The organism is Micromonospora sp. A200 (assembly GCF_029893845.1).
In the GTDB taxonomy this organism is placed as follows: Bacteria; Actinomycetota; Actinomycetes; order Mycobacteriales; family Micromonosporaceae; genus Micromonospora; species Micromonospora purpureochromogenes.
Genome location: NZ_JARXXY010000038.1, coordinates 1 through 12,636, shown reverse-complemented (window position 1 = coordinate 12,636; position 12,636 = coordinate 1). Strand labels below are relative to the sequence as shown.

Here is a 12,636-nt window from a genome sequence, read left to right as displayed (position 1 = left end):
CATGGACCAGACGGAGCGAGGAGGCGGCGTGAACCCGCTGCGCGACGCGCAGGACCGGCGACTGCCCCGGATCCCGGAGCCCTGCGCTCTGGTGATCTTCGGAGTCACCGGTGACCTGGCGCGCAAGAAGTTGCTGCCAGCGGTCTACGACCTGGCCAACCGGGGGCTGCTGCCGCCCGGGTTCGTGGTGCTGGGCTTCGCCCGGCGGGACTGGGGCGACGGCGACTTCGAGTCGCTGGCCCACGACGCGGCCAAGAAGCACGCCCGTACCCCCTGGCGGGAGGAGGTCTGGTCGCGGCTCGCCGGCAACATCAAGTTCGTCGGTGGCTCGTTCGACGACGACTCCGCCTTCGACCACCTCGCCGCCACCCTCGACGAGCTGCGGGACAGCCACGGCATCCACGGCAACGCCGCGTTCTACTTCTCCATCCCCCCGGCGGCCTTCCCGGTGGTGCTCAAGCAACTGGCCCGCACCGGGATGGCCGACAACGCCAAGTCCGGCGGCTGGCGCCGGGTGGTGGTGGAGAAGCCGTTCGGCAACGACCTGCCGTCGGCCAAGGAGCTCAACGACCTGGTCGACGACGTCTTCACCCGCCAGGACGTCTTCCGGATCGACCACTACCTGGGCAAGGAGACGGTCCAGAACATCCTCGCCCTGCGGTTCGCCAACAACCTGTTCGAGCCGCTGTGGAACTCCAAGTACGTCGACTCGGTGCAGATCACCATGGCCGAGGACGTCGGCATCGGCACCCGGGCCGGCTTCTACGACTCCGTCGGCACCGCCCGGGACGTGCTCCAGAACCACCTCCTCCAACTGCTCGCCCTGGTGGCGATGGAGGAGCCGACCAGCTTCGACGCCGACGAGATCCGGACCGAGAAGCTGAAGGTGCTCAAGGCGATCACCCTGCCCGAGGACATCGCCCAGGGCACCGTGCGCGGGCAGTACCTGCCCGGCTGGGTCGGCGGCGAGCGGGCGCTCGGCTACCTGGAGGAGGAGGGCGTCCCGGAGGACTCGACCACCGAGACGTACGTCGCCGTGGAGCTGGGCATCCAGAACCGCCGCTGGGCGGGGGTGCCGTTCTACATCCGGGCCGGCAAGCGGCTGCCGCGCCGGGTCACCGAGGTGGCGGTCGTGTTCAAGAAGGCGCCGCACCTGCCGTTCAACGCGGCCGACATGGAGTCGCTCGGCCCCAACCAGCTCGTCATCCGGGTGCAGCCGGACGAGGGCGTGGTGCTGAAGTTCGGCTCCAAGGTGCCGGGCACGACCATGGAGGTCCGGGACATCGCGATGGACTTCCAGTACGGCGAGGCGTTCACCGAGTCCAGCCCCGAGGCGTACGAGCGGCTGGTGCTGGACGTGCTGATCGGCGACCGGACGCTCTTCCCGGACGCCGCCGAGGTGGAGCAGAGCTGGCAGGTGGTGGACCCGCTGGAGCACGCCTGGGCGGGCACGAAGCCGGAGCCGTACCGGGCCGGCGAGTGGGGGCCCCGGGCGGCCGACGAGATGCTGGCGCGCGAGGGCCGCGCCTGGCGGCGGGCATGAGCGCGCGGATGATCGGACACAGCGGCGTGCGCGGGCACAGCCAGCGGACCGGGAGGCTCCAGTGATCGGCCTGTGGGACACCACCGGGAACGAGGTGGTCAAGGCGCTCGCCGCCGAGCGGCGCAGCGCGGGCGGGGTGGCCAGCGGCATGGCGCTGACCCTCATCGTGGTGGTGGACGAGAAGCGGGTCCGCGAGGCGGAGGCGGCGGCGACCATCGCCGCGGCCGCCCACCCGTGCCGGCTGCTGGTCGTCGTACGCACCGACGTGGAACGGGAGCGCAACCGGCTGGACGCGGAGATCGTCGTCGGCGGGCGGCTCGGCCCGTGCGAGGCGGTGGTGACCCGGATGTACGGCCGGCTGGCCCTGCACGCGGAGTCCGTGGTGATGCCGCTGCTGGTGCCGGACGTCCCGGTGGTGACCTGGTGGCACGCCGACCCGCCGGCGGAGATCGCCACCGACTTCCTCGGCGTGGTCGCCGACCGGCGGATCACCGACGCCGCCCAGGCGGTCGACCCGATCGAGGCGCTGCGCCAGCGGGCCCACGACTACGCCCCCGGCGACACCGACCTGGCGTGGACCCGGATCACCCCGTGGCGCACCCTGGTCGCCGGGGCGTTCGACACCACCGAGGCCCGGGTCACCGGGGCGACGGTGGTCGCGCCGCGCACCGACCCGACCGCGGCGCTGATGCGCGGCTGGCTGGCGGCCCGGCTCGGCATCGACCCGGTGTGGGAGCACACCGACGAGTACCCGCGCATGCGCGAGGTGCAGCTGCGCTGCGCCAACGGCGACGAGCTGACGCTGACCCGCGACGACAACATGGCGGTGTTCCGCCGTACCGGTCAGGAGGACCGGGCCCTGCCGCTGGTGCGCCGCCCGCTCGGCGACGAGCTGGCCGAGGAGCTGCGCCGGCTCGACGCCGACCAGGTGTACGCCGAGGCGCTGGGCGCGGCGGCCGGCATCTCCGGCCTGGACCAGCAGCCCGCCGGGCGGGTGCATGTCTGGAAGGACCCGGCGACCGCGCAGCGGGCCGAGGCCGGGGTCACCGCCCACGCCGGCACCAGCGCGACCCCCTGACCGCTGCCCCCGGGGGGGCCGAACGTTTCCCCGGGGCGCGGGAGGGGGCGACGGACGGGCCGACCGGCCTCCGGGCACGACGAACACGGACCGCGCGAGCGCGGTCGGGAGACGAAGGCACAACATGAGTGAGGCGAGTGTCGCCGTACACGCCGATGCCGACCTGCTGGCGCAGGCGGTGGCGGCCCGGCTGGTGGTGAAGCTGCTCGACGCGCAGGCGGACCGAGGTCAGGCGTCGGTGGTGCTGACCGGGGGGCGGATCGCCGCCGCGGTGTACCGGGCGGTGGCCGCGCTGCCGGCCCGGGACGCGGTCGACTGGGCGCGGGTGGACGTCTGGTGGGGCGACGAGCGGTTCCTGCCCGCCGGCGACCCGGAGCGCAACGAGACGCAGGCCCGGGCGGCGCTGCTCGACTCCGTGCCGCTGGACCCGGCCCGGGTGCACCCCATGCCGGCCTCCGACGGCCCGCTGGGCGCCGACCCGGAGGCCGGGGCCGCCGCGTACGCCGAGGAGCTGGCCCGGGCCGCGCGGCCCGGCCACGCCGCGCTTCCCCACTTCGACGTGCTGATGCTCGGCGTCGGCGAGGACGGGCACGTGGCGTCGGTCTTCCCCGAGCACCCGGTGCACTACGACAACCGGCCGGTCAGCGCGGTGCGGGGCAGCCCCAAGCCGCCGCCGCTGCGGACCACGCTCACCCTGCCGGCGATCAACACCGCCGAGGAGGTCTGGCTGGTGGCCAGCGGCGCCGACAAGGCCCGGGCGGTCGGCATGGCGCTGGCCGGGGCGGGCCCGGTGCAGCTGCCGGCGGCCGGCGCGCGGGGCGTGTCGCGTACCCTCTGGCTGCTGGACCGGTCGGCGGCGGCCGACGTGCCACCCCGGTCGCGCAGCCTGCGCTGAGCCATCACGACGATGAGCCCCGGCCCCCGGTGGGGGTCGGGGCTCCGGCGTGTCACTCCCGGCCGCGACGGCGGCGCAGCGCGGCGAGTGCCTCGGCCAGGATGGCCGCCCCCTCCTCCTCGCTGCGCCGCTCCTTCACGTACGCCAGGTGGGTCTTGTAGGGCTCGGGACGACTCCGCCCGGGCGGGTTCTCCGCGTCCCGGCCGGCGGGCAGCCCGCAGCGGGGGCAGTCCCACAGCGGGGGCGCCTCGGCGTCCACCGCCATTCTGATCTCGGTGGCGTGCCCGTTGCGGCACCAGTAGGTCACCGCCCGGCGGGGTGCGGGCTCGTAGCGCTCGGCGGGGCGTTCGGGGGCGGACCCGATCCGTGAGCCACGGATGACGTTGCCACTGGGCACGGCTGCTCGCTCCTGTCGTCGGAGGGACCGCCGCTCGGCAGGGGGGTGGGCGGCGGCGACGCGCTGCACAACGAACTGCGCGCGGTCCGTAACGGACCGCGCGCAGATTGTACGCTGAGACTCCGACGGGCTCAGGCCCCGGTGTTGAGCTGGAGCCGGAGCCAGAGGCCGAGCCCGACGATGCAGGCGAACCAGACGATGCTCACCAGGACGGTGTAGCGGTCGAGGTTCTTCTCGGCCACCGACGAGCCGGCCAGGCTGGAGCTGACGCCGCCGCCGAACATGCTCGACAGCCCGCCGCCCTTACCCCGGTGCAGCAGGATCAGCATGGTGAGCAGAACGCTCGTGATGACCAGCAACACGATCAACGTGTATGCGAACCAGATCGGCATGGCTGGGGTCAGTCCTCTCGTTACGATCCTCGCCCGGACAGATCGGGCACGGTGGCACCGACCGGTGGACGGGCGGCCTCAAGGATAGCGAGCGATCAGCGGGCGGTGTGCTCCGGGAACCGGCAGATCTTCGCGAACTCCTCGGCGTCCAGGCTGGCACCGCCGATCAGGGCCCCGTCCACGTCCGGCTGGGCCATGATCGCGGACACGTTCGAGGACTTGACCGACCCGCCGTAGAGGATCCGGACCTGGTCCGCCGTGCCCTGGTCGTGGGTCTCGACCAGCCGCTTGCGCACCTCGCCGCAGACCTCCTGGGCGTCCTCCGGCGTCGCCGTCTTGCCGGTGCCGATCGCCCAGACCGGCTCGTACGCCACGACGACCTTGGCCACCTGCTCGGCGGTGAGCCCACGCAGGGCGCCGTCGAGCTGGTCGCAGCAGTGCGGCACGTGCCGCAGCTGCTCCCGGATCTCCAGGCCCTCACCGATGCAGAGGATCGGGGTGAGCCCGTTGGCCAGCGCCGCCGCCACCTTGGCGTTGACGATCGCGTCGTCCTCGTAGTGGTAGGCGCGCCGCTCGGAGTGCCCCACCACCACGTACGTGCAGCCCAGCTTGGCCAGCATCGGCCCGGCGACGTCCCCGGTGTAGGCGCCCGACTGGTACGGCGACAGGTCCTGCGCGCCGTAGCCGATCAGCAGCTTGTCGCCGTCCACCGCGGTCTGCACGGTGCGCAGGTCGGTGAAGGGCGGCAGGACCACCGTCTCGACCTCGGTGAGCTGCTTCTCGGTGAGGCTCGCGGCCAGCTTCTGCACCAGCAGGTTGGCCTCGAGGTGGTTCAGGTTCATCTTCCAGTTGCCGGCCATCAACGGCCGCCGGGTGACGCTCGCCATCACTTCTCCAGGGCCGCGATGCCGGGGAGGGTCTTGCCCTCCAGGTACTCCAGGGAGGCGCCACCGCCGGTGGAGATGTGATCGAAGGCGGACTCGTCCAGGCCCAGGGCACGGACCGCCGCTGCGGAGTCGCCGCCACCGACCACCGTGAACGCGCCGGACTTGGCGATCGCCTCGGCGACCCCGCGGGTGCCGGTGGCGAACGCCGCCATCTCGAACACACCCATCGGGCCGTTCCAGAAGATCGTCTTCGCGCCCTTGAGCGCGGCGGCGAACCCGGCCACCGTCTCGGGGCCGATGTCCAGCCCGACCCGCTTGCTCGGGATGCCGTCGGCCGGCACGGTGTCGTGCGCGGCGTCCGGGGCGAACGCGTCCGCGGCCACCACGTCGACCGGGAGCAGGATCTTCCCGCCGGAGCGCTCCATCAGGTTGCGGCAGGTCTCGACCATCTGCTCCTCGAGCAGCGAGCTGCCCACCTCGTGGCCCTGCGCCTTGAGGAAGGTGAAGCACATCCCGCCGCCGATGAGCAGCCGGTCCACCGTCGGCAGCAGCGCCTCGATGACCGCCAGCTTGTCGGAGACCTTGGAGCCGCCGAGCACCACGACGTACGGGCGCTCCGGCTGACCGGTCAGCTTGGAGAGCACCTCCACCTCGCGCAGCACCAGCCGGCCCGCGACGTGCGGCAGCCGGGCGGGTACGTCGTACACGCTGGCGTGCTTGCGGTGCACCGCGCCGAACGCGTCGTCGACGTACGCGTCGCCGAACGCGGCGAGCTGGTCGGCGAACGCGCCCCGCTCGGCGTCGTCCTTGCTGGTCTCGCCCTTGTTGAACCGGAGGTTCTCCAGCAGGGCGACCTGGCCGTCGGCCAGCGCGTCCACGGTGGAGCGGGCCGAGTCGCCGACGGTGTCCTCGGCGAAGTGGACCGGCGCGTCGAGCAGCTCGCCGAGGCGACCGGCGACCGGGCGGAGGCTGAACTGCGGGTCCGGCGCGCCCTTCGGGCGGCCCAGGTGCGAGCAGACGACCACCTTCGCGCCGGCGGAGACCAGCGCGCTCAGGGTCGGCAGGACCGCGCGGATGCGGCCGTCGTCGGTGATCTCACCGGTCTGCTTGTCGAGCGGGACGTTCAGGTCGGCGCGCACCAGCACGCGCCGACCCGACACCCCCTCGGCGAGCAGGTCGTCGAGGTTGCGGATGCTCACAGCGAGGAACCCACCAGCTTGACCAGGTCCAGGAGGCGGTTGGAGTAGCCCCACTCGTTGTCGTACCAACCGACGACCTTGACCTGGTTGCCGACGACCTTGGTCAGCGGCGCGTCGAAGATGCAGGACGCCGGGTCGGTGACGATGTCCGAGGAGACGATCGGGTCCTCGTTGTAGACCAGGATGCCCTTGAGCGGGCCGTCGGCGGCGGCCTTCATCGCGGCGTTGACCTCGTCCACCGTGGTCTCCCGGCCGACGTTGACGGTCAGGTCGGTGGCGGAGCCGGTCGGGATCGGCACCCGCAGCGCGTAGCCGTCCAGCTTGCCCTTCAGCTCCGGCAGCACCAGGCCGATCGCCTTGGCGGCGCCGGTCGAGGTCGGGACGATGTTCAGCGCGGCGGCCCGGGCCCGACGCAGGTCCTTGTGCGGCGCGTCCTGCAGGTTCTGGTCCTGCGTGTACGCGTGGATGGTGGTCATCAGACCGTGCTGGACGCCGAACGTGTCGTGCAGGACCTTCGCCATCGGGGCGAGGCAGTTGGTGGTGCAGGACGCGTTGGAGATGATGGTGTGCTTGGCCGGGTCGTACTGGTCCTGGTTGACGCCCATCACCACCGTGACGTCCTCGTTCTTCGCCGGCGCGGAGATGATGACCTTCTTGGCCCCGCCGTCGATGTGCGCCTTGGCCTTGGTGGCGTCGGTGAAGAAGCCGGTGGACTCGATGACCACGTCCGCGCCGACCTCGCCCCACGGCAGCTTCGCCGGGTCCTTCTCGGCGTACGCCTTGATGGTCTTGCCGCCCACGGTGATCTCGTCGGCGGTCGCCTTCACCTCGTGCGGGAGGCGGCCCAGGATGCTGTCGTACTTGACAAGGTGGGCGAGCGTCGCGTTGTCGGTCAGGTCGTTGACCGCCACAACCTCGATGTCAGCGCCGGACGCCAGCACTGCCCGGAAGAAGTTACGGCCGATCCGGCCGAAGCCGTTGATGCCAACCCGGATGGTCACAGGTCCCATCTCCTCGCGTTCTGGTCCGCCGGCGTCAGACCCGGGCCGGCGGAGGTGTGTGCGCCGACCGTTGGAGCCGGCCGTTGACGGTTCATCTCGGCCACCCCGCCGCGGTCCGTGAAGACCTGACCGCCCGAGGCGGTGAGCACGGCGAGAGTGCCTGCGCCGGCCCCCTTGCCGTACGCAGCGACCTTATCCGAGCGTGCGGCGTCACGCTGCGGCGGGTGGTGATCCCGCTCGCATCGTGGAGCCCCACCGTCCTATCAGACCACGAGCATGTCGGGCGTGACGGCCGCTTCCGTATCCGGGATGCCCAGGTCGCGGGCCCGCTTGTCGGCCAGGGCCAGCAGCCGGCGGATCCGGCCGGCGATGGCGTCCTTGGTCAGCGGCGGGTCGGCCAGCGCACCCAGCTCCTCCAGCGAGGCCTGGCGGTGCTCCAGGCGCAGCTGCCCGGCGGAGGTCAAATGGTTCGGCGCGTCCTCGGCCAGGATCTCCAGCGCCCGGGTCACCCGGGCGGCGGCGGCCACCGCGGCGCGGGCCGAGCGGCGCAGGTTGGCGTCGTCGAAGTTGGCCAGCCGGTTGGCGGTGGCCCGGACCTCGCGGCGCACCCGGCGCTCCTCCCAGGCCAGCACGCTGGAGTGCGCCCCGATCCGGGTGAGCAGCGCGGCGATCGCGTCACCGTCCTTGACCACCACCCGGTCCACCCCGCGCACCTCGCGGTTCTTGGCGGTGATGCCGATCCGGCGGGCCGCGCCGACCAGGGCCAGCGCGGACTCCGGCCCCGGGCAGGTGATCTCCAGCGCGCTGGAGCGGCCCGGCTCGGTCAGCGAGCCGTGTGCCATGAACGCGCCCCGCCAGGCGGACACGGCGCAGCAGACGTTGGCCGCCACCACGTGCGGCGGCAGGCCACGCACCGGGCGACCGCGCACGTCGAGCAGGCCGGTCTGCCGGGCCAGCGCCTCGCCGTCCTTGACCACCCGGACGATGAAGTGGCTGCCCTTGCGCAACCCGCCGGAGGCGAGCACGTGGATCTCGCTCGGGTAGCCGTACACCTCGGCGATCTCCCGGCGCAGCCGCCGGGCCACCGCCCCGGTGTCCAGTTCGGCCTCCACCACCACGCGGCCGGAGACGATGTGCAGCCCGCCGGCGAAGCGCAGCAGCGCGGCCATCTCCGCCCGCCGGCAGCAGGGCTTGGGCACGTCGACCCGACTCAGCTCGTCCTTGACCGCAGCCGTCATCGCCATTCTGCGCCCCTCCACGGACCGGTACCGGCGTGTCGCCGGTGATTACGTACGTGCTTAACGATCGGCGCCCAGGACAGGCACCAACGCGGCGCCCAGGGCGGCCGGATCATGACGGGGAGAGCCGTCGGTGACGGCGACAGGGGCGAGGACCAGACGGGCACCCAGCGATTCTGCCGCACGTCCGGCCGGTTCGGGATCACCCACCGCCTTCGAATCGGCCAGCACGAAGTCCACGGTGAGCTGCGGAAGGTACGAGTGCAGGGCGGCCAGGTGGTCGGCGACGGAGAGGCCGAGGGTCTCCTTTTCGGCCGCCAGGTTGAGGGTGACCAGCCGTCGGGCCCGGCTCGCGACGATCGCGGCGGCCAGCCCCGGCACCAGCAGGTGCGGCAGCACGCTGGTGTACCAGCTGCCCGGCCCGAAGATCAGCCAGTCGGCCTCGCCCACCGCGGCGACCGCCTCGGCGCACGCGTCCGGCGCCGTCGGCGTGAGCCGCAGCGACTCCACCCGGCCGGTGGTCACCGCCACCTGGTGCTGGCCGCGCACCGTGCGTACCTCGTCGGGGCGCGCCGGGTCGGCGCCGCGGACCCGCGCCTCGATGCCCACCGGCTGGCGGGACATCGGCAGCACCCGGCCCACCGCGCCGAGCATCGCCCCGGCGTGTTCCAGCGCGGCCACCGGGTCGCCGAGCTGCTCCATCAAACCGCAGAGCACCAGGTTGCCCACGGCGTGCCCGGCCAGGCCGTCGCCGGAGTCGCCGGCGAAGCGGTGCTGGAAGAGCCCGGCGCTGCGCCGGGTGGCGGGGTGGTCGCCGGCCAGCGCGACGAGAGCCTGCCGCAGGTCGCCCGGGGGCAGCCCGCCGCGCTCGGCGCGCAGCCGGCCGCTGGAGCCGCCGTCGTCGCCGACGGTGACCACGGCGGTGATGTCCAGGTCAAGGTCGCCGGCGCAGTGGCGCAGCGCGCGCAGCGAGGCGGAGAGCCCGTGCCCCCCGCCGAAGGCGACCACCTTCGCCGCCGTCATTCCCGCCCCAGGTCCCGGTGCTGAGCGTTGGCGGCCAGATCCGACTGGCGCAGCCGGCCGGCCAGTTCCTCCGCGATGGCCACGCTGCGGTGCTTGCCACCGGTGCAGCCGACCGCCACGGTCAGGTAGCGCTTGCCCTCCCGCTCGAAGCCCGCGGTGGTGGCGTTGACCAGGTCGGCGTACGCGGCGACGAACGCGTCCGCACCCTCCTGGCCCAGCACGTACGCGCTGACCGCCTCCTCCCGCCCGGTGTGCTCGCGCAGCTCCGGCACCCAGTACGGGTTGGGCAGGAACCGGGCGTCGAGCACGAAGTCGGCGTCGGGCGGCAGGCCGTACTTGAAGCCGAAGGAGATCACGGTGACCCGCAGCCGGCGGGCGTCCTCACCGCCGAAGAGCTCCTCGATGCGCCGCCGCAGCTGGTTGACGTTGAGGTGGCTGGTGTCGATGATCACGTCGGCCTGGTCGCGGGCCTCCTCCAGCAGGCCGCGCTCCACGGCGATGCCGTCGGCCAGCCGCCCCTCGCCCTGCAACGGGTGCGAGCGCCGGACGCTCTCGAACCGGCGGATCAGCACCTCGTCGTCGGCGTCGACGAAGACCACCCGGGGTGAGAAGCCCCGCTCCCGCAGCTCGCGGATCGCCCCGGCGAGATCGGTGGAGAAGGCGCGCGAGCGCACGTCGAGCACCATCGCGGTACGCCGGGCCGCGCCGCCGGCCTTGACCGCCAGCTCGGCCATGTCCAGCATCAGCGCCTGGGGCAGGTTGTCCACCACGTAGTAGCCGACGTTCTCCAGCGCCCGGGCGACCGTGCTCCGGCCGCCACCGGACAGCCCGGTGACCACCACCAGGGTGGTGTCCGCCTCCGCCGTCGCCGCGCCGCCGTCCGGGGCGTACCCGTCGGTCGTCCGCACCTCGCTCACCCACTACCCCCCAGCCGTGCCGCGTCCGGTTCGTCCCGGACACGCATGGTCGATCAGCGACTCTATCCCGCCGGGCGGCGTCGATCGGTTCCCGCCCGTCCGACCGGTGCCGGTGTCGGCACGGCGGCCTTTTCAGGAAGCGGCGACGGCGGATCGGGTATTCCCGCGCGGGTCGGCGGCGGCGGGTTGTCGGCGTCGGCTCGTAGACTCCGCGGATGACCTCCCCCACCGACCTGCGCACCGAGGACGCGCTGCGGGTGCTCCGCCGGGTCTTCGGCTACGACGCCTTCCGCGGCTTCCAGCGGGAGGTCATCGACCACGTGGTGGCCGGCGGCGACGCGCTGGTGCTGATGCCCACCGGCGGCGGCAAGTCGCTGTGCTACCAGATCCCCGCCCTGGTCCGCGAGGGCGTCGCGGTGGTCGTCTCCCCGCTGATCGCGCTGATGCAGGACCAGGTCGACGCGCTGACCGCCGTCGGCGTCCGGGCCGGGTTCCTCAACTCGACCCAGGATCTGGAGGCCCGCCGCCAGGTGGAGAAGGCCTTCCTCGCCGGCGAGCTGGACCTGCTCTACCTCGCCCCGGAGGCGCTCGGCTCCCGGGCCACCCTCGGCCTGCTCGACCGGGGCCGGATCGCCCTGTTCGCCATCGACGAGGCGCACTGCGTCTCGCAGTGGGGGCACGACTTCCGCCCCGACTACCTGGCCCTGTCGATGCTGCACGAGCGGTGGCCGACGGTGCCCCGGATCGCGCTCACCGCCACCGCGACCAGCGCCACCCGCGCCGAGATCGCCAGCCGGCTCAAGCTGACCGACGCCCGGCACTTCGTGGCCAGCTTCGACCGGCCCAACATCCAGTACCGGATCGTGCCGAAGAAGGAGCCGCGCAAGCAGCTGCTCGCCCTGCTGCGCGACGAGCACCCCGGCGACGCCGGCATCGTCTACTGCCTGTCCCGGGCGTCGGTGGAGAAGACCGCCGAGTTCCTGGTCGCCAACGGGGTCGCCGCGCTGCCGTACCACGCAGGCCTGGACGCGGCCACCCGCGCCGCCAACCAGCAGCGTTTCCTGCGCGAGGACGGCCTGGTGATGGTGGCGACGATCGCGTTCGGGATGGGCATCGACAAGCCCGACGTCCGGTTCGTCGCCCACCTCGACCTGCCGAAGTCGGTGGAGGGTTACTACCAGGAGACCGGCCGCGCCGGGCGGGACGGCCTGCCGTCCACGGCCTGGCTGGCGTACGGCCTCCAGGACGTGGTGCAGCAGCGCAAGATGATCGAGACGTCGGAGGGCGATCTCGCGCACCGGCGCAACCTCGCCACCCACCTCGACGCGATGCTGGCCCTCTGCGAGACGGTCCGCTGCCGCCGGGTGCAGCTGCTCGAATACTTCGGCCAGAGCGGGGCGGCCGGCTGCGGCAACTGCGACACCTGCCTCACCCCGCCGGAGACCTGGGACGGCACGGTGCCGGCGCAGAAGCTGCTCTCCACCGTCTTCCGGCTGGACCGGGAGCGCAACCAGCGCTTCGGCGCCGGGCACTGCGTCGACATCCTGCTCGGCAAGCAGACCGACAAGATCACCCAGTACGGCCACGACTCGCTGAGCACCTTCGGCATCGGCACCGAACTGCGGGAGGCCGAGTGGCGCGGGGTGGTCCGGCAACTGCTCGCCGAGGGGCTGCTCGCCGTCGAGGGCGACTACGGCACCCTGGCCCTCACCGAGGCCAGCGCGGAGGTACTGGGCCGCCGCCGCACGGTGACCATGCGGCGGGAGCCGGAACGGCCGGTGTCCGGCCGGTCCGCGAAGCCCCGGGGCGCGGCCACCGTCGTCGCCGACCTCGCCCCGGAGGCGGCGTCGGTCTTCGAGCGGCTGCGCGCCTGGCGGGCCGCCACCGCCAAGGAGCAGGGCGTGCCGGCGTACGTGATCTTCCACGACGCCACGCTGCGACAGATCGCCACCGAGGCTCCCACCTCGCTGGCCGGGCTCTCCCAGATCAACGGCGTCGGCGAGAACAAGCTGGCCAAGTACGGCGAGGGCATCCTCGCCGTACTTGCGGAGGGCTGACCCCCGGGT

General features: G+C 73.0%; 12 protein-coding genes. 4 read left to right on the top strand and 8 right to left on the bottom strand.

What is annotated here, in order from left to right:
* The first annotated feature begins 1 nt into the window (after position 1).
* The 3 genes from zwf to pgl all read left to right on the top strand — a co-directional run bounded on the left by zwf (position 2) and on the right by pgl (position 3,516).
* Positions 2 to 1,543: a glucose-6-phosphate dehydrogenase gene (zwf, locus tag M2302_RS27445; protein WP_280840722.1), complete on the top strand. Its 1,542-nt coding sequence runs from the start codon at positions 2 to 4 to the stop codon at positions 1,541 to 1,543.
* A 61-nt stretch (positions 1,544 to 1,604) separates the two neighbouring features.
* A complete protein-coding gene (locus M2302_RS27440; protein ID WP_280840721.1) occupies positions 1,605 to 2,621 on the top strand; it encodes a glucose-6-phosphate dehydrogenase assembly protein OpcA in 1,017 nt (338 codons plus the stop codon).
* Between the two features lie 124 nt (positions 2,622 to 2,745).
* Positions 2,746 to 3,516: a 6-phosphogluconolactonase gene (gene pgl / locus M2302_RS27435; RefSeq protein WP_280840720.1), complete on the top strand. Its 771-nt coding sequence runs from the start codon at positions 2,746 to 2,748 to the stop codon at positions 3,514 to 3,516.
* A 52-nt stretch (positions 3,517 to 3,568) separates the two neighbouring features.
* Here the strand turns inward: pgl and M2302_RS27430 are convergent, their stop codons facing one another.
* From M2302_RS27430 to rapZ, 8 genes are all read right to left on the bottom strand, one after another.
* Positions 3,569 to 3,913 carry an RNA polymerase-binding protein RbpA gene (locus M2302_RS27430; protein WP_154943652.1) on the bottom strand — a complete coding sequence of 115 codons (345 nt, stop codon included), beginning with the start codon at positions 3,911 to 3,913 and terminating at the stop codon, positions 3,569 to 3,571.
* Between the two features lie 131 nt (positions 3,914 to 4,044).
* Positions 4,045 to 4,305, bottom strand: coding sequence for a preprotein translocase subunit SecG (gene secG, locus M2302_RS27425; RefSeq protein WP_210776685.1), 261 nt, complete (start codon positions 4,303 to 4,305; stop codon positions 4,045 to 4,047).
* A gap of 95 nt (positions 4,306 to 4,400) precedes the next feature.
* Positions 4,401 to 5,192 (bottom strand): triose-phosphate isomerase, encoded by a 792-nt coding sequence (gene tpiA, locus M2302_RS27420; protein WP_280840719.1) that lies wholly within the window; start codon positions 5,190 to 5,192, stop codon positions 4,401 to 4,403.
* Positions 5,192 to 6,391 carry a phosphoglycerate kinase gene (locus M2302_RS27415; RefSeq protein WP_210776687.1) on the bottom strand — a complete coding sequence of 400 codons (1,200 nt, stop codon included), beginning with the start codon at positions 6,389 to 6,391 and terminating at the stop codon, positions 5,192 to 5,194. The genes tpiA and M2302_RS27415 overlap by 1 nt, the downstream gene beginning before the upstream one ends.
* Entirely contained in the window at positions 6,388 to 7,392 is a 1,005-nt protein-coding gene (gene gap, locus M2302_RS27410) for a type I glyceraldehyde-3-phosphate dehydrogenase (RefSeq protein ID WP_280840718.1), read from the bottom strand. Before gap ends, M2302_RS27415 begins: the two co-directional genes overlap by 4 nt.
* A 263-nt stretch (positions 7,393 to 7,655) precedes the next feature.
* Complete coding sequence (whiA, locus tag M2302_RS27405; RefSeq protein WP_091597037.1) at positions 7,656 to 8,636, bottom strand: DNA-binding protein WhiA; 981 nt, start codon at positions 8,634 to 8,636, stop codon at positions 7,656 to 7,658.
* A 54-nt stretch (positions 8,637 to 8,690) separates the two neighbouring features.
* Positions 8,691 to 9,653, bottom strand: coding sequence for a uridine diphosphate-N-acetylglucosamine-binding protein YvcK (gene yvcK / locus M2302_RS27400; protein ID WP_154943662.1), 963 nt, complete (start codon positions 9,651 to 9,653; stop codon positions 8,691 to 8,693).
* Entirely contained in the window at positions 9,650 to 10,561 is a 912-nt protein-coding gene (rapZ, locus tag M2302_RS27395) for an RNase adapter RapZ (RefSeq protein WP_280840757.1), read from the bottom strand. The genes yvcK and rapZ overlap by 4 nt, the downstream gene beginning before the upstream one ends.
* Before the next feature lie 224 nt (positions 10,562 to 10,785).
* Between rapZ and recQ the strand changes: the two genes are divergently transcribed.
* Positions 10,786 to 12,627 (top strand): DNA helicase RecQ, encoded by a 1,842-nt coding sequence (gene recQ / locus M2302_RS27390; protein ID WP_280840717.1) that lies wholly within the window; start codon positions 10,786 to 10,788, stop codon positions 12,625 to 12,627.
* The last annotated feature ends 9 nt before the right edge of the window (positions 12,628 to 12,636 follow it).

Excerpts from the sequence above, each read along its gene's own strand:
- whiA (WP_091597037.1), bottom strand. The coding sequence starts at position 8,636 with ATGGCGATGACGGCTGCGGTCAAGGACGAGCTGAGTCGGGTCGACGTG.
- yvcK (WP_154943662.1), bottom strand. The coding sequence starts at position 9,653 with ATGACGGCGGCGAAGGTGGTCGCCTTCGGCGGGGGGCACGGGCTCTCC.
- zwf (WP_280840722.1), top strand. The coding sequence starts at position 2 with ATGGACCAGACGGAGCGAGGAGGCGGCGTGAACCCGCTGCGCGACGCG.
- recQ (WP_280840717.1), top strand. The coding sequence starts at position 10,786 with ATGACCTCCCCCACCGACCTGCGCACCGAGGACGCGCTGCGGGTGCTC.
- pgl (WP_280840720.1), top strand. The coding sequence starts at position 2,746 with ATGAGTGAGGCGAGTGTCGCCGTACACGCCGATGCCGACCTGCTGGCG.
- tpiA (WP_280840719.1), bottom strand. The coding sequence starts at position 5,192 with ATGGCGAGCGTCACCCGGCGGCCGTTGATGGCCGGCAACTGGAAGATG.
- secG (WP_210776685.1), bottom strand. The coding sequence starts at position 4,305 with ATGCCGATCTGGTTCGCATACACGTTGATCGTGTTGCTGGTCATCACG.